Source organism: Nocardia sp. NPDC019219 (genome assembly GCF_040632645.1).
Taxonomy (GTDB): domain Bacteria; phylum Actinomycetota; class Actinomycetes; order Mycobacteriales; family Mycobacteriaceae; genus Nocardia; species Nocardia sputorum.
The window spans coordinates 249,246-269,551 of record NZ_JBEYCG010000010.1 but is presented as its reverse complement, the minus strand read 5'-3'; the positions used below and the strand labels follow the sequence as shown (position 1 = coordinate 269,551).

Annotated in this window: 21 protein-coding genes; 17 read left to right on the top strand and 4 right to left on the bottom strand. The window is 69.8% G+C overall.

Going from position 1 to position 20,306, the window contains the following annotated elements:
- The first annotated feature begins 166 nt into the window (after window positions 1-166).
- From ABZ552_RS20470 to ABZ552_RS20455, 4 genes are all read left to right on the top strand, one after another.
- Window positions 167-1,411, top strand: coding sequence for a bifunctional 3,4-dihydroxy-2-butanone-4-phosphate synthase/GTP cyclohydrolase II (locus tag ABZ552_RS20470; protein ID WP_063017728.1), 1,245 nt, complete (start codon window positions 167-169; stop codon window positions 1,409-1,411).
- A gap of 30 nt (window positions 1,412-1,441) precedes the next feature.
- Window positions 1,442-1,921 (top strand): 6,7-dimethyl-8-ribityllumazine synthase, encoded by a 480-nt coding sequence (ribH, locus tag ABZ552_RS20465; protein WP_063017730.1) that lies wholly within the window; start codon window positions 1,442-1,444, stop codon window positions 1,919-1,921.
- A 2-nt stretch (window positions 1,922-1,923) separates the two neighbouring features.
- Window positions 1,924-2,424, top strand: a complete 501-nt coding sequence (locus ABZ552_RS20460) for a PH domain-containing protein (RefSeq protein WP_281917923.1) — start codon at window positions 1,924-1,926, stop codon at window positions 2,422-2,424.
- Between the two features lie 68 nt (window positions 2,425-2,492).
- Window positions 2,493-3,032 carry a GNAT family N-acetyltransferase gene (locus ABZ552_RS20455; RefSeq protein ID WP_357439023.1) on the top strand — a complete coding sequence of 180 codons (540 nt, stop codon included), beginning with the start codon at window positions 2,493-2,495 and terminating at the stop codon, window positions 3,030-3,032.
- An 87-nt stretch (window positions 3,033-3,119) separates the two neighbouring features.
- Here ABZ552_RS20455 and ABZ552_RS20450 read toward each other — a convergent pair whose 3' ends face one another.
- A complete protein-coding gene (locus ABZ552_RS20450) occupies window positions 3,120-5,012 on the bottom strand; it encodes a gamma-glutamyltransferase family protein (protein ID WP_357439042.1) in 1,893 nt (630 codons plus the stop codon).
- A 211-nt stretch (window positions 5,013-5,223) separates the two neighbouring features.
- Here ABZ552_RS20450 and ABZ552_RS20445 point away from each other — a divergent pair, with 211 nt between their 5' ends.
- The 10 genes from ABZ552_RS20445 (at window position 5,224) to ABZ552_RS20400 (ending at window position 15,679) form a co-directional block, all read left to right on the top strand.
- Window positions 5,224-5,913: an HAD-IA family hydrolase gene (locus ABZ552_RS20445; RefSeq protein ID WP_281879100.1), complete on the top strand. Its 690-nt coding sequence runs from the start codon at window positions 5,224-5,226 to the stop codon at window positions 5,911-5,913.
- A 141-nt stretch (window positions 5,914-6,054) separates the two neighbouring features.
- Window positions 6,055-6,480 (top strand): hypothetical protein, encoded by a 426-nt coding sequence (locus tag ABZ552_RS20440; RefSeq protein ID WP_281917925.1) that lies wholly within the window; start codon window positions 6,055-6,057, stop codon window positions 6,478-6,480.
- 57 nt (window positions 6,481-6,537) lie between these two features.
- A complete protein-coding gene (gene uvrC, locus ABZ552_RS20435) occupies window positions 6,538-8,547 on the top strand; it encodes an excinuclease ABC subunit UvrC (protein WP_281879102.1) in 2,010 nt (669 codons plus the stop codon).
- 111 nt (window positions 8,548-8,658) lie between these two features.
- Window positions 8,659-9,639 carry an RNase adapter RapZ gene (gene rapZ, locus ABZ552_RS20430; RefSeq protein WP_281879103.1) on the top strand — a complete coding sequence of 327 codons (981 nt, stop codon included), beginning with the start codon at window positions 8,659-8,661 and terminating at the stop codon, window positions 9,637-9,639.
- A complete protein-coding gene (gene yvcK / locus ABZ552_RS20425; RefSeq protein ID WP_043693713.1) occupies window positions 9,636-10,682 on the top strand; it encodes a uridine diphosphate-N-acetylglucosamine-binding protein YvcK in 1,047 nt (348 codons plus the stop codon). The genes rapZ and yvcK overlap by 4 nt, the downstream gene beginning before the upstream one ends.
- Window positions 10,673-11,656 carry a DNA-binding protein WhiA gene (whiA, locus tag ABZ552_RS20420; RefSeq protein ID WP_159837678.1) on the top strand — a complete coding sequence of 328 codons (984 nt, stop codon included), beginning with the start codon at window positions 10,673-10,675 and terminating at the stop codon, window positions 11,654-11,656. Before yvcK ends, whiA begins: the two co-directional genes overlap by 10 nt.
- A 206-nt stretch (window positions 11,657-11,862) precedes the next feature.
- Window positions 11,863-12,882, top strand: a complete 1,020-nt coding sequence (gap, locus tag ABZ552_RS20415; protein WP_281879104.1) for a type I glyceraldehyde-3-phosphate dehydrogenase — start codon at window positions 11,863-11,865, stop codon at window positions 12,880-12,882.
- A 5-nt stretch (window positions 12,883-12,887) separates the two neighbouring features.
- A complete protein-coding gene (locus ABZ552_RS20410; protein WP_281879106.1) occupies window positions 12,888-14,102 on the top strand; it encodes a phosphoglycerate kinase in 1,215 nt (404 codons plus the stop codon).
- A 2-nt stretch (window positions 14,103-14,104) separates the two neighbouring features.
- On the top strand, window positions 14,105-14,890 hold the full coding sequence (gene tpiA, locus ABZ552_RS20405; protein WP_281879107.1) for a triose-phosphate isomerase: 786 nt from the start codon (window positions 14,105-14,107) through the stop codon (window positions 14,888-14,890).
- A gap of 144 nt (window positions 14,891-15,034) precedes the next feature.
- Window positions 15,035-15,679 (top strand): DUF1579 family protein, encoded by a 645-nt coding sequence (locus ABZ552_RS20400; RefSeq protein WP_357439016.1) that lies wholly within the window; start codon window positions 15,035-15,037, stop codon window positions 15,677-15,679.
- Between the two features lie 9 nt (window positions 15,680-15,688).
- Here the strand turns inward: ABZ552_RS20400 and ABZ552_RS20395 are convergent, their stop codons facing one another.
- The gene (locus tag ABZ552_RS20395) at window positions 15,689-16,471 is read right to left on the bottom strand and encodes an META domain-containing protein (protein ID WP_357439013.1); all 783 of its coding nucleotides are present in this window, start codon (window positions 16,469-16,471) and stop codon (window positions 15,689-15,691) included.
- A 286-nt stretch (window positions 16,472-16,757) separates the two neighbouring features.
- Here ABZ552_RS20395 and ABZ552_RS20390 point away from each other — a divergent pair, with 286 nt between their 5' ends.
- From ABZ552_RS20390 to secG, 3 genes are all read left to right on the top strand, one after another.
- Complete coding sequence (locus ABZ552_RS20390) at window positions 16,758-17,702, top strand: EamA family transporter (RefSeq protein WP_357439010.1); 945 nt, start codon at window positions 16,758-16,760, stop codon at window positions 17,700-17,702.
- Between the two features lie 10 nt (window positions 17,703-17,712).
- A complete protein-coding gene (locus tag ABZ552_RS20385; protein WP_281879113.1) occupies window positions 17,713-19,311 on the top strand; it encodes an MFS transporter in 1,599 nt (532 codons plus the stop codon).
- A gap of 61 nt (window positions 19,312-19,372) precedes the next feature.
- Entirely contained in the window at window positions 19,373-19,606 is a 234-nt protein-coding gene (gene secG / locus ABZ552_RS20380) for a preprotein translocase subunit SecG (RefSeq protein WP_039798855.1), read from the top strand.
- Here secG and ABZ552_RS20375 read toward each other — a convergent pair.
- On the bottom strand, window positions 19,593-19,778 hold the full coding sequence (locus ABZ552_RS20375) for a hypothetical protein (RefSeq protein ID WP_357439007.1): 186 nt from the start codon (window positions 19,776-19,778) through the stop codon (window positions 19,593-19,595). The two genes, secG and ABZ552_RS20375, sit on opposite strands and share 14 nt — an antisense overlap.
- Entirely contained in the window at window positions 19,775-20,269 is a 495-nt protein-coding gene (locus tag ABZ552_RS20370; RefSeq protein ID WP_357439039.1) for a YbfB/YjiJ family MFS transporter, read from the bottom strand. The genes ABZ552_RS20375 and ABZ552_RS20370 overlap by 4 nt, the downstream gene beginning before the upstream one ends.
- Window positions 20,270-20,306: the final 37 nt, after the last annotated feature.

The window sequence follows — 20,306 nt, the reverse complement described above, 5'->3', positions numbered from 1 at the left end:
GGCCCGGGCGGGGGTCCGGGCGGCCGCCGCCCCCGGCCCGTATCCCCCGGGGGGGGTCGCTCGGACGCGAGCCAAGAGGGGGCCGCGAACACGCCGCGACGCAGTCGCGGCAAATCGAGCACAGTACTGTGGTGAGGCACCTATTTCGAGATGGAGCACAGCAGACGTGACCAGGTTCGACAGCATCGAGCGCGCAGTCGCCGACATCGCCGCCGGTAAGGCGGTCGTCGTCGTCGACGACGAGGACCGCGAGAACGAGGGAGACCTCATCTTCGCGGCGGAGAAGGCCACCCCAGAACTGGTCGCCTTCATGATCCGCTACACCTCCGGTTACATCTGCGTGCCGCTCACGGGTGACGATTGCGACCGGCTCGGCCTGCCGCCGATGTATGCGATGAACCAGGACAAGCACGGCACCGCGTACACGGTTTCCGTGGACGCGCGCGAGGGTGTGACGACCGGTATCTCCGGTGCGGACCGCGCCACCACCATGCGGCTGCTGGCCGACGCCGACGCCAAGGCCGACGATTTCACGCGCCCCGGTCACGTGGTGCCGCTGCGCGCGAAGGACGGTGGCGTGCTGCGCAGGCCCGGCCACACCGAGGCGGCCGTGGATCTGGCGCGCATGGCCGGCTTGCGTCCGGCGGGCGTGATCTGCGAGATCGTCAGCCAGAAGGACGAGGGCCACATGGCCCGCACCGAGGAGCTGCGCGTTTTCGCGGACGAGCACGAACTCGCGCTGATCTCGATCGCCGACATGATCGCCTGGCGGCGCAGGCACGAGAAGCACGTGGTGCGTGTCGCCGAGGCGCGCATCCCCACCGCGCACGGCGAGTTCATGGCGGTCGGTTACCAGAGCATCTACGACGAGGTCGAGCACGTCGCACTGGTGCGCGGCGACATCAGCGACGGCGAGGACGTGCTGGTGCGCGTGCACTCGGAGTGCCTGACCGGTGACGTGTTCGGGTCGCTGCGCTGCGACTGTGGCCCGCAGCTGGACGCCGCGCTGGAGATGGTCGCGGCCGAGGGGCGCGGTGTGGTGCTGTACATGCGCGGTCACGAAGGGCGCGGCATCGGCCTGATGCACAAGTTGCAGGCCTATCAGCTGCAGGATTCCGGCCACGACACGGTCGACGCGAACCTGGAACTGGGGCTGCCCGCCGACGCCCGCGATTACGGCACCGGCGCGCAGATCCTGGTGGATCTGGGCCTTCGCTCGATGCGCTTGCTCACCAACAACCCGGCCAAGCGGGTCGGCTTGGACGGCTACGGCCTGCGGATCACCGAGCGGGTGCCGATGCCGTTGCGCGCGAACGCGGAGAACCTGCGCTACCTGCGCACCAAGCGGGACCGGATGGGGCACGACCTGATCGGCCTCGACGAGCTCGACCTCGGCGAGACGGCGCACTGACCTGCGAACACACCGGAAAGGCGGACATCGATGAGCGGTACCGGGGTACCGACCTTCGCGCTGGCGGACGCCAAGGACCTGTCCTTGGGCATCGTCGCCTCGCGCTGGCACACCCAGATCTGCGACACCCTGCTGGCGAACGCCGAGCGGGTGGCCAAGGACGCGGGCGTCCAGCAGATCACGGTGGTGCGCTGCGCCGGCGCGATGGAGCTGCCGGTGGTGGCTCAGGAGCTGGCCAAGTCGCACGACGCGGTGGTGGCCCTCGGCGTGGTGATCCGCGGTGACACACCGCATTTCGAGTATGTCTGCGACGCGGTGACCGCGGGACTCACCCGGGTTTCGCTGGACGAGGGCACTCCGGTCGCGAACGGAGTGCTCACCACCAACAACGAGCGGCAGGCCCTGGACCGCGCCGGGCTGCCGGAATCCCACGAGAACAAGGGCGAGCAGGCGGCCGCCGCGGCATTGGACGCCGCGTTGACGCTGCGCGCCTTGCGGCAGTCCGCGTAGCGATGCCGGTGGTCCGTATCTTCCGGAGGCACGCGGGCCCGCCCGCGGCGGTCGGCGAGGCGTCCGGATGGGAGTTCGAGGTACGGCCCCGGCGCGCGGTGCGGACGGCTTGGATCGTGGCGGTGCTGGTCGCGGCCGCGTTCACCGTGGGCGGTATCTGGCTGCGCAGTGGGTCGACCGGCGTCAATTTCCGGGTGGCCGATCAGATCGCGATGATCGGGATCGGCCTGCTCGGCGCCGGGGCGGTGCTGCTGCTCACCAGACCCAGGGTGCGGGCCGGGGCACGGGGCGTGTCGGTGCGCAACATACTGGGGGACAATGATTTCCCGTGGGATTACATCCGAGGTGTGTCGTTCCCGGATCGGAAGTCCTGGGCTCGTCTGGAATTGATCGATGACGACTACGTCCCGATGCTGGCGATCCGCTCGAACGACAAGGAGCACGCGGCGCGGGCGATGGATCGGTTGCGCGAACTCGGTGCGAAGTATTCCGGGAGCAAGTGAGCGGGTGAGATCCGTACGCCCACCCGCTTGGCTCGCGTGTGTTCGAACAGCCCTCTAGCCTCGCCGGTATGGAGCAGGGTGCCTTCGTCCTCGCGGCAGCGTTCGCCGACGATCCATTGATGACCTACTTCTGGCCGGCATCGGCGCGGCGGCGGAAAGCATTGCCCGGCTTCTGGGAATCGCGCATCGCGTCGCGCCGGAAGAACGGCTTGGTCGACCTCGCACACGATGCCGCGGGTGACCTCGCCTGCGTGGCGCTGTGGGAACCGGCGAACGTGGTGTCGCCGACGGCGAAGCCGTTGACCTTGCTACGGGCCTTGGGGCTGGGCACGGCGCGGGCCTTGTCCGCCGGGCGACGGATGGAGCACGCGCGACCGGCGACGCCGCATCTGTACCTGGCGGCCATCGGGACGCTGCCCGGCGTCCGGGGCCGGGGTCTGGCGACAGCGCTGCTGGAACGGCGGTTGTCGGTGGCCGAACAGGACTGCTTCTTGATCTCGAATACCAGCGGCACGGTGCCCTTCTACCGGCGATTCGGGTTCGAACCGCAAGGTGAGCTGCCGATCGACGGGGGTCCGGTGGTGTATCCGATGATCCGGAAGAAGTGATCGCTCCCCCCGGCATGCTGATCCTCGAGATGCCGGGGGTGTAGCGACGGCGATCGGTCGCTTGCCGTACCCGTTGCCGGGGCCGATTCAGTGCGTGTCGCCGAGGACCGCGCCTTCGCGGCGCGGGTCCGCGCCGCCGATCCAGCCGTCCGCGCCATTGCGTTTGAGCGCGCTGAGACCGCTGGACTGCGGTGCCACCGAGACCTGATGGCCCAGCTGGCGCAGCCGGAGCACGAGCGGGTCGTGGTCGCCGTTGTCCGTGGCGTCGATCGCCGGGTGCTCCCCGCCGATCCCTATGGCCGGACTGTTGCCTGCGCCGAACGCGACCGCGGACACCGCCTGCTGCGGGTCCAGGCCCCAGTCGAACATGTTGACCAATGTTTTCACCACGAACTGGATGATCACCGACCCACCGGGAGAGCCCGCGACATGGGTGAGTTCGCCGCGGGAGCCGTCGGGGGCCTTCCCGAAGATCAGCGTCGGGCTCATCGAACTGCGCGGGCGCTTGCCCGGCTGCACTCGATTGGCCATCGGCACGCCGTCCGCGCCCAGCGGATCGGCGTTGAAGTCGGTGAGCTGGTTGTTCAGGACGAAGCCGTCGACCAGGTGGAAGGAACCGAACGCCGACTCCACGGTGGTGGTCATCGCCGCGGCGTTGCCGTACTTGTCGACCACCGAGATGTGGCTGGTGCCGTGCTCGGGCGGCTGCGGGCCGACGCCCAGCGGCACGGGTCCGAAGTCACCCGGCTGCGCGGTGCCCATACTGCGGTTCGGATCGATCAGTCCGGCCCGCTGTCGCAGGTAATCGCGGTTCAGCAGGGTTTGGGCGGAATTGCCGGGCAGCGGGACGAAATCGGTGTCGGCCACGTACTTGTTGCGATCGGCGTAGGCCAGGCGTTCGGCCTCGGAGATCAGGTGCACGGCCTGGGCGTTCGGCTTGCCGCCGTTGCGGTCGATGTTGTCCGGCCGCATGGTGGCCAGGTCGAAGTTCTCCAGGATGCCCAGGGTCGCGGCGACGGCGATGCCGCCCGAGGAGGGACTCGGCATGCCGCAGATCTCGTGCTCGCGATAGCTCGTGCACAACGCGGTGCGCTTCTTCGCCTGGTAGCCGGCCAGGTCCTCGGTGGTGATCAGGCCGGGGGTGCGCCCGCCGGAGGAGCGGCCCGCCGCCGCGGCGATGTCCCGGGCGATGGCGCCCGTATAGAAGGCCTGCGCGCCATCGGTGGCGACCGCGCCGAGCGTCTTCGCCATGGCCGGGTTGGTGAGGACGGTCTCGGCGGTCTTCGGGCTGCCGTCCGGGTTCAGGAAGTACGCCTTGGCGTCTTCGTCCGCGGCGAGGTCCTTGGCCGACTCCGCGATCTGGCTCGCGAGACGCGGACTGATCGGGAATCCCTGATCGGCCAGTCCGATGGCAGGGTCGAACAACTCGCGCCACGCGGTCTTGCCGTGGTCGCGGTGCGCCAGTTCGAGCATCCGCAGCACACCCGGCACGCCGATGGAGCGGCCGCTGGCCCGCGTGTTCGGTTTGGGCTCGGTGCGCTCGGCATCGCTGATCCAGCGCAGGTAGTTCTCGGTGGCGGCCGCGGGAGCCACCTCGCGGCCGTCGTAGGCGTCCACGGTCCTGGTGTTCGCGTCGTAGTAGAGCAGGAACGCCCCGCCGCCGATTCCGGACGCCTGCGGTTCGACCAGCCCGAGCACCGTCTGTGCCGCGATCAGCGCGTCCGCCGCCGTGCCGCCGTCGCGGAGGACCTCACACGCGGCCTTGGTGGACACCGGGTTGGCCGTCGACACCGCGAAAGTGTGCGTGCGCACCGGCGTCATGTTCGAGCGATAGCCCGTCGCTATCTCCGGGTTGGTGCTCAGGTCTTTGGTGGCGCTGCTCGCCGGTCCCGCCGCGGTGGCCGTCACCGGCGTGCCGTTCGGAACCGTCTCGCAGACCCCGCCCGCCTGGCTTTCGCCGGACGAACAAGCGGTGGCCATTCCTACGGTGAGTGCGAACGCCGCCGCTGCGGCGACCCAAGTACCTCGCTTGCGCCCCATGCCCGGACTCTAACCTCCGGCACCGACAGCCGCGCCGGTTTCCTTCCCAGGGGCGAAATCGCCCTGGCGGCAGGGTGTGTCGAGGTCGAGGCGGCGGAAATCGGCCGTCGCGGACCGGCGGGGCGCCGCGAGCGGTCGGTAGGCTGGCCGGGTGGCGATCGAGGCGGTGCTGTTCGACTTCTCCGGGACCTTGTTCCGCCTGGAGGCCGACGAATCCTGGTACGCGGATCTGACCGGTCCGGACGGACGGGCGTTCGATGTGGACCAGAAGGCCGAGATCATGCGGCGGATGACGGCGCCGGTCGACCACGTGGCCGACTTCGACGACGAGACGCAATACGCGTGGGATCACCGCGACCTGGATCCGGCGCTGCATCGCAAGGTGATGATGCGCGTGCTGCGCGAGTCCGGCGTGCCCACCGACGAGGACGCCGAGCGGCTGTACGCCCGGCTGCTCGACCCGCTGGAGTGGACGCCGTACCCGGACAGCGAGGCCGTCCTCGATCGCTTGGCCGCCCAAGGGATTCCGGTGGCGGTGGTGAGCAATATCCCGTTCGACATCCGTCCGTCGTTCGCGGCGCGCGGCTGGGATCGGCTGGTCGGCGCGTTCACCCTCTCCTTCGAGGTCGGCGCCATGAAGCCCGATCCGGAGATCTTCCATTCCGCGCTGGGTGAACTGGGCGTGCCCGCCGAGGCTGCGCTGATGATCGGCGACAGCGCCGAGGCCGACGGCGGCGCCGAGGCGCTGGGCAGCCGGTTCGCTCTGGTCGAGGCCCTGCCGACCACCGAGCGCCCGGACGCGCTGCTGGCCGCACTACGGCGGCACGGTCTGATGGAGTAACCCGGGCCGATACGCGGACGCCCGCGCGGTGCCCGGTTCATTTGCCGAAGTCGCGGTTGTGGGGCAAGTCACCGTGTTACGGTGCGATTCCGGCGTAATCGCAGGTGCGCCGGTAGGTTCGGTACCAACGGGGGTACGGCTGTGAGCTTGGCGTTCTCCGGTGAGGAGCCGTCGATCGGCGTGGAAGCGGCCATGCCGGAGGCGGTTCGGGACGTGCGGGAAGCCGTCGCCGGGATGGCGGGGTTCGGACTCGCTTATCCCGTGCTGATGAATCTGACCCGCGGCGGCGACGCGGCCGCCACGGCATCCACCCAGTTCTGTGTGGCCTGGGCGCTGGGTCTGCTCGTGCTCGGTTTCGCCGAGGGGGCGCCCGCCGTGCGCAGGCTGACGCTCGCGCTCACGCTCCTGCAGGCGGTCGTCGGGTGCTGGGCGGTCCGGGACCTCGCGGCCGTCCCGCCCGTCGTCGGCGTCGTCGCCGCGGGCTATTCACTCGCCACCTCGGCGGCCGTCGTGCATTTGCTGTGCCGCCCGGAAGCCAAGGCGTGGTTCGGCGTTCCCGTGCCCTGACCGCTTCGCGCAGCCGCCGTCAGCCGGGCTGTCGGTCGCGGTCTATACGCTGGATGGGTGGCAGATCCAGCGACGTACCGGCCCGCGCCGGGCACGATCCCCGTCGAACCCGGTGTCTACAAATTCCGGGACGCCCATCGGCAGGTCATCTACGTCGGCAAGGCCAAGAGCCTGCGCAGCAGACTGAACTCGTACTTCGCCGACGTCGCCGGCCTGCATCCGCGCACCAGGCAGATGGTCACCACGGCCGCGAGCGTCGAATGGACGGTCGTCTCCACCGAGGTGGAGGCGCTGCAGCTGGAATACAACTGGATCAAGGAGTTCGATCCGCGCTTCAACGTCCGCTACCGCGACGACAAGTCCTATCCGGTGCTCGCGGTCACCCTGAACGAGGAATACCCGCGGCTGTTCGTCTACCGCGGCGCGCGCCGCAAAGGCGTCCGTTACTTCGGCCCGTTCGCGCACGCCTGGGCGATCCGCGAGACGCTCGATCTGCTGCTGCGGGTGTTCCCCGCGCGCACCTGCTCCAACGGCGTGTTCCGGCGCCACCACCAGATCGGACGTCCCTGTCTGCTCGGCTACATCGACAAGTGCTCGGCGCCGTGCGTCGGGCGGGTGAGCGCCGAGGAGCACCGCGCGATCGTCGAGGACTTCTGCGACTTCCTCGCCGGCCGCACCGACCGCTTGGTCCGGGAGCTGGAGCGCCGCATGCACGAGGCCGCGGAAGACCTGGACTTCGAGGCCGCGGCACGGCTGCGCGACGATGTCCAGGCGCTGCGCCGGGCACTGGAGAAGCAGGCGGTGGTGCTCGGCACGGGCACCGACGCCGACGTCATCGCCTTCGCCACCGACGAGCTGGAGGTGGCGGTGCAGGTCTTCCACGTGCGCGACGGCCGGGTGCGCGGCCAGCGCGGCTGGGTGGTCGACAAGTCGGGTGACGCGGTCGACGTGCCGCAGGCGGGCGGTGAGCTCGCCGCGCTGGTCGAGCAGTTCCTCACCCAGTTCTACGGCGAGCAGGTCGCGGTGGCCGAGCAGTCCGCCGACGACCTGCCCGCCGCCGTGGTGCCGCGCGAAGTGCTCGTGCCCGAGCTGCCCGCCGACGTCGAGCAGGTCCAGCAGTGGCTGTCGGGCTTGCGCGGCTCGGCGGTGAAGGTGCGGGTGCCTCAGCGCGGGGACAAGAAGGCGCTCGCCGAGACCGTGCAGCGCAACGCGATGGAAGCGCTGGCCCAGCACAAGCTCAAGCGGGCGGGTGATCTGACGTCGAGATCACAAGCGCTGCAAGAGATCCAGGACGCCCTGGAACTCGACACCGCGCCGTTGCGCATCGAGTGCGTGGACGTGAGCCACGTGCAGGGGACCGACGTGGTGGCCTCGTTGGTGGTCTTCGAGGACGGCCTGGCCCGCAAGTCCGAGTACCGCCACTACACGATCCGGGAGGCGGCCGGCGAGGGCCGGTCCGACGACGTCGGCAGCATCGCCGAGGTGACCCGCCGCCGGTTCCTCAAACTGCGCCGTGAGCGCGACATGATGGAGCACGACGACCTCGCCGCGACCGGAAGCGACGAGGAGGCGCTCGACCTGACGTCCCGGCCGGGCATCGATCCCCGCACCGGACGCCCGCGCAAGTTCTCCTACCCGCCCAACTTGTTCGTCGTCGACGGCGGCGCGCCGCAGGTCGCGGCCGCGGCCGAGGTGCTCGACGAGCTGGGCATCACCGACGTCGCGGTGATCGGCCTGGCCAAACGGCTGGAAGAGGTGTGGGTGCCCGGCGAGAGCGATCCGGTGATCCTCCCGCGCACCAGCGAGGCGCTGTACCTGCTGCAACGGGTCCGTGACGAGGCCCACCGCTTCGCCATCACCTTCCACCGCAGCAAGCGCTCGCGCCGGATGACCGCCTCGGCGCTCGACTCGGTGCCGGGTCTCGGCACGGCGCGCCGGACCGCGCTGGTCACCCATTTCGGGTCGGTGGCCAAGCTGAAGCAGGCCACGGTCGAGGAGATCACCGAGGTGCCCGGGATCGGGGTGGCGACCGCGAAAGCGGTCCTTGCGGCGCTCGAGTCCGAATAGTCAGTCGACAGTGCACCGGAAGATTCGGTTTCGCGTACGTTGTGTCTGCGGCCGATACCGGAATCGGTGCGCGATGATCGGAAGGCACCCCAGAGACGGATCCGGTAGGACATGACACGCGTCGAATCGAACAGCAGTGCGGGCAACCCGCCGACGAGCGCGGGACGAGTCGCCTCGTCCGGCGCCGTCGGCGGGGCGAACCCGCAGGTCGAGGTCGTGATCGTGACCGGGCTCTCGGGCGCGGGCCGCGGCACCGCCGCCCGCGTACTCGAGGATCTCGGCTGGTATGTGGCCGACAATCTGCCCCCGGAGCTGTTCGGGCGGATGGTGGAGCTGGGGGCTTCGGCGAAGCCGCCGATCCGCCGTCTCGCGCTGGTCATGGACGTGCGCAGCCGGTTTTTCACCGGTGATCTGTCGGTGGTCACCGAGCAGTTGCGGACCCGGGGCGTGCGTACCAGGGTGCTGTTCCTGGAGGCCTCCGACGACGTGCTGATCCGCCGTTTCGGCTTCGCGCGGCGCAGGCACCCGCTGCAGAGCGAGAGCAAGGACGGCACGTTGTCGGCCGGCATCGCCGCCGAGCGGGTGCGGCTGTCCGCCGTGAAGGCGGCCGCCGACCTGGTGATCGACACCACCGAACTGTCCATCCATCAGCTGCACCGCAAGATGGAGGAGGCCTACGGGGGCGGCGCGCCCAGCGCATTGCAGCTCACCGTGCAGTCGTTCGGCTTCAAGTACGGAGTTCCGCTGGACGCGGACATGGTGTTGGATGTGCGTTTTCTACCCAATCCACATTGGATACCGGAATTGCGGGAACACACCGGTCAGGAGACGGTGGTCAGCGAGTACGTGCTGTCGCGTCCCGGCGCGGACGATTACCTCCGTACCTGCCACCACCTGGTCGAGCTGACCACGAACGGTTACCGCCAAGAGGGGAAGCGATACATGACGGTCGCAGTGGGCTGCACCGGAGGCAAGCACCGGAGCGTCGCGATTGCCGAGGCGCTGGGCGAGTTGATGAGCGAGGTCACCGGCGGGCCGGAGGACTCCGCCGATGTGGTCCGGGTAGTGCACCGAGACCTGGGGCGCGAATGACCGGGTGGGAATCCAATCCGAGCATCGTCGCGCTGGGCGGCGGACACGGCCTGTACGCGACGCTGACCGCGGTGCGGCGGCTGACCAGGAAGATCTGCGCCGTGGTCACCGTCGCCGACGACGGCGGCTCCTCGGGTCGGCTGCGCGCCGAGCTGGGGGTGCTGCCGCCCGGGGATCTACGGATGGCGCTGGCGGCCCTCGCGGCGGACGCCGACGGCGTCTGGACCCAGACGGTCCAGCATCGTTTCGGCGGCACCGGCGCATTGGCCGGGCACTCCGTGGGCAACCTCATCCTGGCCGGGCTCACCGAGGTGCTCGGCGACCCGGTCGCCGCGCTCGACGAGGTCGCCCGCATGTTGCGCATCACCGGACGGGTGCTGCCCATGTCGCCGATCGCGCTGGACATCGAGGCGGACGTGTCCGGATTGGAAGCGGATCCACGGGTGAGCCGCTGCATTCGCGGCCAAGTTGCCATCGCGACGACGCCGGGTAAGGTGCGGCGAGTGCGGCTGATTCCGTCCGATCCACCGGCCAGTCCGGAGGCGACCTCGGCGATCGAACACGCGGACGTCGTGGTGCTCGGCCCGGGATCGTGGTTCACCAGCGTGATCCCGCACGTCCTCGTCCCGGAGCTACGGGAAGCCCTGGTGTACACCAGGGCCCGGAAAGTTCTGGTGCTCAACCTCGCCGCGGAGCCGGGGGAGACCGCGGGGTTCTCCGCGGAACGGCATTTGCATGTATTGTCCCAGCACGCACCGGAATTCGTCGTCGACGAGGTGCTGGTCGACTCCGGCTCGGTACCGGAAGGCCGCGAGCGGGAACATGTGGCCAGGGCTGCCGAACAGTTGCGGGCACGAGTAACCTTCTCCGATGTCGCCGAAGCGGGAACGGACCGGCATCACCCCGGAAAGCTTGCCGCCGCACTGGATCAACTGATCCGGCAACCTCGGCCGCAAATGGCAGGGCTTCGAGTCGAGGGACGGCACATGGGTCAGGATGTGCGTTCCGGGTTGGGTGGAAAGGAGCGCGTCCCGTGGCGATGACAGCCGATGTGAAAGACGAGCTGAGCAGGCTCACGGTGTCGCAGGTGAGTTCCCGCAAGGCGGAACTGTCCGCACTGCTGCGTTTCGCGGGCGGCCTGCACATCGTCGGCGGCCGGGTGATCGTCGAGGCCGAGGTGGACATGGGGTCCATCGCGCGCAGGCTGCGCCGGGAGATCTTCGAGCTCTACGGCTACGGGTCCGATGTGCACGTGCTCGGCGCGGGCGGACTGCGCAAGACCTCCCGGTACGTCGTGCGCGTCTCCAAGGAGGGGGAGGCGCTGGCCCGGCAGACCGGTCTGCTCGACGTGCGCGGCCGTCCGGTGCGCGGCCTGCCCGCGCAGGTGGTCGGCGGCAGCATCGCCGACGCCGAAGCCGCCTGGCGCGGCGCGTTTCTCGCCCACGGCTCGCTCACCGAGCCCGGACGTTCCTCGGCGCTCGAAGTCAGCTGCCCAGGACCCGAGGCGGCGCTGGCGCTGGTCGGCGCGGCCCGGCGGCTCGGCATCACGGCCAAGGCGCGCGAAGTGCGCGGCACCGACCGTGTGGTGGTGCGCGACGGTGAGGCGATCGGCGCGTTGCTGACCAGGATGGGCGCGCACGGCACCCGCATGGTGTGGGAGGAACGCAGGCTGCGTCGCGAGGTGCGCGCGACCGCGAATCGCCTGGCCAACTTCGACGACGCCAATCTGCGGCGCTCCGCGCGGGCCGCGGTGGCCGCGGCGGCCCGGGTGGAACGCGCGCTGGAGATCCTCAGCGACGACGTGCCCGACCATCTCGCCGCCGCGGGCAAGCTGCGTGTGCAGCACCGCCAGGCGTCGCTGGAGGAACTCGGTCAGCTCGCCGACCCGCCGATGACGAAAGACGCCGTCGCCGGACGCATCCGGCGGCTGCTGTCGATGGCCGACCGCCGCGCCAAGGAGCTGGGCGTGCCGGACACCGAGTCGGCCGTGACGGCCGAACTGCTCGACGAAGCCTGATCCCGCGTTCGCGCGCTCGCCACGATCCCCGCGGCCTGGATGGTCGCGGGGATCGTGGCGTTCCGGCTGCCGCGATTCGTGTTGGTCGGGCGTCTGACCAGGCATCGCGCCCGCGCAAAGGCCAGGTGCGTGTCGGCGAGGTCACGGCAGGGCGTTAGTGTGAGTGGACATCGGAATGATCCGCTGGAAAGTTGAGGAGCGATAACGTGACTGTCCGGGTAGGCATCAACGGCTTCGGTCGTATCGGACGTAACTTCTTCCGGGCGGTGGAGGCGCAGAAGGCGCTCGGCACCACCGACATCGAGATCGTCGCGGTCAACGACCTCACCGACAACGCGACCCTCGCCACTCTGCTCAAGTACGACTCGATCCTTGGCCGGCTGCCCCAGGACGTCTCGCTCGACGGCGACGACACCATCGTGGTGGGCGACCAGCGGATCAAGGCGCTGGCCATCAAGGAGGGCCCCGCCGCGCTGCCGTGGGGCGACCTCGGCGTCGACGTGGTCGTCGAGTCCACCGGCATCTTCACCGACGCCACCAAGGCCAAGGGGCACCTCGCCGCAGGCGCGAAGAAGGTGATCATCTCCGCCCCGGCCAAGGGTGAGGACATCACCATCGTCATGGGCGTCAACGACGACAAGTACGACGGCAGCCAGAACATCATCTCCAACGCCTCGTGCACCACCAACTGCCTCGGCCCGCTGGCCAAGGTGCTCAACGACGAATTCGGCATCGAGCGTGGCCTGATGACCACCATCCACGCCTACACCCAGGACCAGAATCTGCAGGACGGCCCGCACAGCGACCTGCGCCGCGCCCGCGCCGCCGCGCTGAACATCGTGCCCACCGGCACCGGCGCCGCGAAGGCCATCGGCCTGGTGCTGCCCGAGCTGCAGGGCAAGCTGGACGGCTACGCGCTGCGCGTTCCGGTCCCGACCGGTTCGGTCACCGACCTGACCGCCACCCTGCGCAAGTCGGCCTCCATCGACGAGATCAACGCCGCCTACAAGGCCGCCGCCGAGGGCCCGCTGAAGGGCATCCTCAAGTACAACACCGATCCGATCGTCTCCAGCGACATCGTCACCGACCCGGCTTCTTCGATCTACGACGCGCCGCTGACCAAGGTGATCGACGACCAGGTCAAGGTCGTGTCCTGGTACGACAACGAGTGGGGCTACTCCAACCGTCTCGCCGATCTCATCGGCCTCGTCGGCAAGTCGCTCTGACGCGCATGGCTGTCAAGACACTCGCGGATCTGCTCGGCGAGGGTGTCGAGGGCCGGGGCGTGCTGGTGCGCTCCGACCTGAACGTCCCCCTCGACGACAACGGACAGATCACCGACCCCGGCCGCATCGTCGCGTCGGCGCCGACCATCAAGGCGCTCGCCGAGGCGGGCGCCAAGGTGGTCGTGACCGCGCACCTCGGCAGGCCGAAGGGCGGCCCGGACCCGAAGCTGTCGCTGGCGCCGGTGGCCGCCAGGCTCGCGGAGGAGCTGGGTCGCAACGTCCAGCTCGCCGGTGACGTGGTGGGCCAGGATGCGCTCGCGCGGTCGGAGGGCCTCACCGACGGCGACGTGCTGCTGCTGGAGAACATCCGGTTCGACCCGCGCGAGACCAGCAAGGACGACGCCGACCGGGCCAAGCTGGCCGCGGCGCTGGTCGAGCTGGTCGGCGACGACGGCGCGTTCGTCTCCGACGGGTTCGGTGTGGTGCACCGCAAGCAGGCGTCGGTGTACGACGTCGCCGAGCAGCTGCCGCACTACGCGGGCACGCTGGTCGCGGCCGAGGTCGACGTGCTGGCCAAGCTGACCGAGAACCCGGACCGGCCGTACGCCGTCGTGCTCGGCGGGTCGAAGGTCTCCGACAAGCTGGCGGTCATCGAAGCGCTCGCCCCGAAGGTCGACACGCTGGTGATCGGCGGCGGCATGTGCTTCACTTTCCTTGCGGCACAGGGCCTTTCGGTGGGCGCCTCGCTGCTGCAGGAGGAGATGGTGGACACCTGCAAGCAGCTGCTGGAGCAGTTCGCCGACGTCATCCACCTGCCGCGCGACATCGTGGTGGCCGACAAGTTCGCCGCCGACGCGGAGTCGAAAGTGGTTCCCGCGCATGAGATCCCGGACGGCTGGCTCGGCCTGGACATCGGCCCGGATTCGGTGGACCGCTTCTCGGCGTTGCTGACCGAGGCGCGGACCGTCTTCTGGAACGGGCCGATGGGCGTGTTCGAGTTCGAGAAGTTCGCGGCGGGCACCCGCGGGGTGGCCGAGGCGATCGTGACCGCCACCGGCAAGGGCGCGTTCACCGTGGTCGGTGGCGGTGACTCCGCCGCGGCCGTGCGGGCGCTCGGCCTGCCGGAGGACGGCTTCTCGCACATCTCCACCGGCGGCGGCGCGTCGCTGGAGTACTTGGAGGGCAAGGAACTCCCCGGCATCGCGGTGTTGGAGGGCTGAACATGGCACGCAAACCGCTCATCGCGGGCAACTGGAAGATGAACCTCAACCACCTCGAGGCCATCGCCCTGGTGCAGAAGATCGCATTCGCCTTGCCGGAGAAGTACTTCGACAAGGTGGACGTGGCGGTGATCCCGCCGTTCACCGACATCCGCAGCGTGCAGACGCTGGTCGAAGGGGACAAGCTCCTGCTCACCTACGGCGGCCAGGACGTCTCGGTGCACGAGTCGGGCGCCTACACCGGTGAGATCAGCGCGAGCATGCTCGCCAAGCTGGGCTGCACCTTCGTCGTGGTCGGGCACTCCGAGCGGCGTCAGTACCACACCGAGGACGACGCCACCGTGCTCGCCAAAGCCAAGCAGGCGTTGAAGCACGGGATCACCCCGATCGTGTGCATCGGTGAGGGCTTGAACATCCGCGAGGCGGGCACGCACGTCGAGTACAACCTCGAGCAGCTGCGGGGATCGCTGAAAGGCTTGACAGCGGAGGAGATCTCCAAGATCGTCATCGCCTACGAGCCGGTGTGGGCGATCGGCACCGGCAAGGTCGCCACCCCCGCCGACGCGCAGGAGGTCTGCGGCGCGATCCGCGGGGAGCTGGAGAAGCTGGCCGGACCTGAGGTCGCGGCGGGCGTCCGCGTGCTCTACGGCGGGTCGGTGAACGCCAAGAACGTCGGAGAATTGGTCGCGCAGAGCGACATCGACGGCGCCTTGGTCGGCGGCGCTTCGCTCAAGGGTGACGAATTCGCCACCCTCTCCGCGATCGCCGCGGGCGGCCCCTTGCCCTGAGCAGGGCACGACATCCGACAGCCCGGTATCGCTTCCCGCGATACCGGGCTGTGCCGTTTACGCCGAGAGCGATCGCGGGTGCTGCGCGTGCGCCGCTCGTGCGATGATGTCGGAGCTCGATCCCTCGGCCAAGCAAGGATTTTCGTGACGCTTCGCAAGCTGACCTGCGCACTTCCGGTAGCGCTACTCGCGCTGGCCGTCCTCGTCGGCTGTTCCGGCGAATCGTCCCACGATCACGATCACCACGACGTGGCATCGAGTACGGCGATCCCGGTGCGGCCGGAGCAGCAGGACGCGGGACATCGCAGGCTCGATCAACTCGTCGGGGAGTGGAAGGGCGACAAGTCGACCTTCGTCGCCGGCGGCACGGCGGAGAACCCGACCAAGCGGGAGATCGTCTCACGCTGGGAATGGATCGCCGAGACCGGCAACAATTTGCTGCGTGAAGAAGCCGAGGACATCCACGGCAGCAGTGCGTATTACCGGCTCGGACTCCTCGGTTTCGGACCGACCGACAACCGCTATGAGTGGACGACCGTCGACAGCATCACGCCCATGACGATGAGTTACAAGGGCGCGAAGGGCAGCGGCGGCGATGCCGACATCGTCATGGCCGGTGAATTCACCGATCCGGGTGTGCTCGGCCCGCAGTTCGTCGGCAAGACCATCCCGATGCGCACGCTGATCCGGCTGGAGTCGGCCGACCGGGTGGTCATGGAGATCTATTTCGCGCCGCCCGGCGAAGCGGAGCGGATCGCCGACCGCGTCGTGCTCACCAGGAAGAAGTAGCGGGCGCGCTCACCGCGCGTGCAGGACCAGGCCCGCGCCGTTGTCGTTGCGCAGGGTCAGCGTCTCGGCGTCCACCGTGGCGGTGGTCTTGCCGTCCATGGCCTTCAGCACGGACTGCTCCACCTCCATCACCTCCGGCGAGCACAGCATCTTCGTGGTGGCGATCCGGAAGGTGATCTGCGTACCGGACACCTCAGCGGTGCCGGTGAGGCGATTGCATCCGGTGCTGCCGGAGACGCTGCCGTCCTCGGCGATGGTGAGCGTCGGCTGCGCCTCGTCCAGAGCGCGCGAGCGGATACTGCTGTTGTCGGTGATGAGCGCGGTGACCTGCCATGCCGTGCCGTTGACCGGTTTGTCCGGCCGAGCGACCTTCTTGTCGAGCAAGGTCACCGTGCGGTCGGGACTGCGCAGGGTGAGCCGCGAGCCCTCCAGACGCCAGCTGGGCCGGGAATTCAGCAGGCCGCTGAGCCACTCGTCGGCGCCGTGCCGTTCGTCCTCGCAGGCCATCAGGGTGGTGGCCAAGCCGGAGACGCGCAGGACCTGGTCGTCCAGGGAGACCGCGCCGGTGAACTTGTTGCACCCCGCGTCGGCCGCTACCCGGTCTTCGGTGAAGCTGATCGTCAACGGGCCGCCGCCGGGAATCGGGGTGCCTTCGACGTCCGTCGAGAGAAAGGTGCGGCCCACCGGGGTCGGCTCGCCCCCGCCGCGATCCGGCTCTCCCCTCGAGCACGCCGCGATCGCGCAGAGGGCGACCAGGACGAGCGGTGCTGATCGCGCGAAGAGTGCCGCCATGCGGCGATGCTACCGACGACGGCCCGCCGCACGGAGTTCGCACCGGCCTCATCGGCCTGCCGACGGCCCGCTACAGCGCCGGGTCCGGGACTCATGGGATGACTAGGCCCGCGCCGTATTACGATCTGTGCCGTGCACCGATGCTTCCCGATCACCCCGCCGCCCGCCTCCTGAGCGAGGTGTAGGTATCCAGCGCGCCCCCGTGTGGTGGGCGCGCTCTTTCGGCATCGCCGCGCACCTCGCTTCCGCGACCCCGATCCCTTTCGTCGCAGGAGCGCGATTCTTCATGTCCTCATCTGTGTCCTCTGCCGCCCGTTCCGGGGTGGTCCACCTCGTCGGCGCCGGATTCCTCTGGGGCACCGGCGGTCTGCTCGGCACGCTGGTCCATCGGGCCACCGGTTTGCCGCCCGTCTCGGTAGCCACTTGCCGCCTCGCCGTCGGCGGACTGCTGCTGGTCGTCCTGCTCGTGGGCACGCGGCGGCCGTGGCCGCGGGATCCGTCGGCCTGGCGCCGGATCGGCGCGGTCGCGGTGCTCGCCGCGGTCTTCCAGGCCGCCTACTTCGGCGCTGTCGCGGCGTCGTCGGTCAGCCTCGCGACACTGATCACGATCGGCGTGTCGCCGGTGGTCGTCGCGGGGCTGGAGCACGTCACCGGCCGGCAGGCGGTGGACCGGCGCCGCGCGGTGACGATCGGCATCGCCCTGGGCGGACTGGCGTTGCTGGTCGGCGCGCCGACCGGCCGTGCCGGTGCGGGCGCGTTACTGGTGGGCGCGGCGCTGGCGGCGGTGGCCGCCGTGGCGTTCGCGACGGTCACCGTGCTCAACGCGGCGCCGGTGCCCGGGCTGGACGCGATGACCACGACGGGCCTCGGGTTCACCGGCGGCGCGGTGCTGCTCGTTCCGCTCGCCGCACTGGGCGGGCTGACGTTCGACCCGACGCCCGCCGGTCTCGCGCTGGTTCTGATGCTGGGGCTCGCGCCCACGGCGGTCGCCTACACCTTGTACTTCCGTGGGCTGGCGGAGGCGGGCCCTGGCATCGCCGCGGTGCTGGCCCTGCTCGAACCGCTCACGGGTGCGGCGCTGGCGGCGGTGGTCCTGGGTGAACGCCTCACGGCGCCGGGTCTGATCGGGGCCGCGTTGCTGATCGTGGCGTTGCTGCTGGCCGCAACAGCGGCGCGTACGGCGGACCAGGGGCCGGACGCGGCGTCAGGGCGGCGTCGTCGCCGCGACTAAGCTTCGGCGCGTGACAACTGCCGCGACGACCCCGATCTCCACCTGGGCGCCGCTGCGGGCACCGGTGTACCGCGCGCTGTGGGTGGCGCAGTTGGTGTCGAATCTCGGCACCTGGATGCAGACCGTCGGCGCGCAATGGATCATGGTCGACCAGCCCAACGCGGCGGCGCTGGTGTCGTTCGTGCAGACCGCCATCACGCTTCCGGTGATGCTGCTCGCCATCCCGTCCGGGGTGATCGCCGACCTGGTGGACCGGCGCAGGCTGTTGCTCGGCGCCCAGTCCACGATGGCGGTACTGGCCCTGCTGCTCGCCGTGTCGACGGCGACGGGCCACACCACGCCCACGGTGCTGCTCACCTTGTTGTTCCTGCTCGGTTGCGGCCAGGCGTTGACCGCGCCGGCCTGGCAGGCGATCCAACCCGAACTGGTCTCGCGCGAGCAGATCCCGGCGGCGTCCGCGCTGGGCAGCATGAACATCAACATCGGCAGGGCGGTGGGACCCGCGCTGGCGGGCGCGCTGGTCTCGCTGTCCGGGCCGACGCTGGTGTTCGCGCTGAACGCGGTGTCGTTCGTCGGGATCGTCGCGGTACTGACGGTCTGGCGCCGACCGGCGACCGACCGGCGCCTGCCCACCGAGCGCCCTTTGGCAGCGCTGCAGGCCGGCACCCGGTTCATCCGCGCGGCGCCCGCGATCCGCCGGGTGCTGCTGCGTTCGATCCTGTTCATCGCGCCCGCGAGCGCGGTGTGGGCGCTGCTGCCGGTGATCGCGCGCGACCGGCTCGGGCTGTCGTCGTCGGGGTACGGCTTGATGCTCGGCGCCCTCGGCGTCGGCGCGGTGCTGGGCGCGGCGGCGCTGTCCCGACTGCGGGCATGGCTGACCCCGACACAGCGGCTGACCATCGCCGCGATCCTGTTCGGAGCGGCGACGGCGGGCACGGCGCTGCTGCGCGTGCTGCCGGTGGTGCTGGTGCTGCTGGTGTTCGCGGGGCTGGCGTGGCTGCTGGCGATGTCCACCATGAACTCGACCATGCAACTGCTGCTGCCGGCCTGGGTGCGGGCGCGTGGGCTGTCGGTGTACCTGCTGGTGTTCATGGGCGGACAGGCGATCGGTTCGCTGGTCTGGGGTCTGGTCGCCGACGCGATCGGCTCGGTGCCCGCGCTGCTGTGGGCGGCGGCGCTGCTGGCGTTCTGCGCGGTGAGCACGGTGTGGCTGCCCATCCGGAACGACCCCGAGGTGCTCGACCTGACACCTTCGGCGTTCTGGCCGGAACCGGAGCTGGCGGTCGTGCCCGATCCCGACGACGGTCCGGTGCTGATCCTGCGCAGTTACGACGTGCCGCCGGAGGACGTCGAGGAATTCCTCGCGGCCATGGCCTTCGTCGGCCGGTCACGACAGCGCACCGGCGCGATGGAATGGCGTCTGTATCGCGACGTCGGCGTGGTCGACCGCTTCGTCGAGGCGTTCGTCGTACGGTCGTGGGCCGAGCACATGCACCAGCATCAGGTCCGGCTCACCGCGCAGGATCAGCTGCGGGAAGAGGCCGTCGCGAAGTTCGGCGCCGCCGAGGGCGACCAGGTCACCCATTTGGTCGCGGTGGACCGGCGCTGACGCCGGTTCCGGCCGAGTGCCTGATTCGGTGCGATCGCACCGACCGCATACACTGTCCGGCATGCGGATGTTCCTGGATATCCTCCTGATCATCACCAGCGTGCTGCTGGTGCTGCTGGTGCTGCTGCACCGCGCCAAGGGTGGAGGTCTGTCCAGCCTGTTCGGCGGTGGCGTGCAGTCCAGCCTGTCCGGGTCAACCGTCGTGGAGAAGAACCTCGACCGCGTCACCATCTTCACCGGCGTCATCTGGTTGATCGCCATTCTCGGCATCGGCCTGGAGATCAAGTTCGCCTGATTCCGGCGATCACCGCGCCCGCCGTGAGCGCCGCCGCACCGAGCACGGTCGCGGCGTTCGCGAACGCGGCGGGATAACTCGTCCCGACCACCGGGGCCACCAACACGGGGCCGAGAATCTGTCCGGCGCCGTACCCGGCGGTCAGCGGTGCCGCCGCGGCCCCGTCGGTCAACCGGTGCCGACCAGCATCGCGAGCATGACGATTCCGACGAACGTCCCCCCGAACAGCACTGCCGCCGCACTCACGGCCCAGACGGCATCGGACGACGCCGGGAGCGCCGCCGACACGCACTGCGCCACCAACGCGATAGCCAACAGCAGCGCGGGAGACCAGCGTCGCGCGGCCACGGCCCAGAGTACGGACGCCGCCGCGGCCGCCGCGCCCACGACGATCCACATCGCCGAGCCGGTCACCGGCCCGCGCTGCGCGCTCACCGCCGCGAGCGAGAAGGTCCCGATGACGATGTACCCGAGTCCTTCGAGGAAGTACGCGACCAGCAGGGCACGCCAGGTGCGCGAGCGGCGGGGGACACGGCGCCCGGGGCGGATCTCGAGCGCCACGGGAACCAGAAGGGCGGCGGTCAGCGCCGCGGAGAGCGGCCAGAGGAGCTGCCACGGAACCAGCGGTCGCAACGCCAGCACCAGCAGGCCGGTCCACGCGATGCCGAAACCGATGCCGCTGAAGACTATTCCCGCCGAC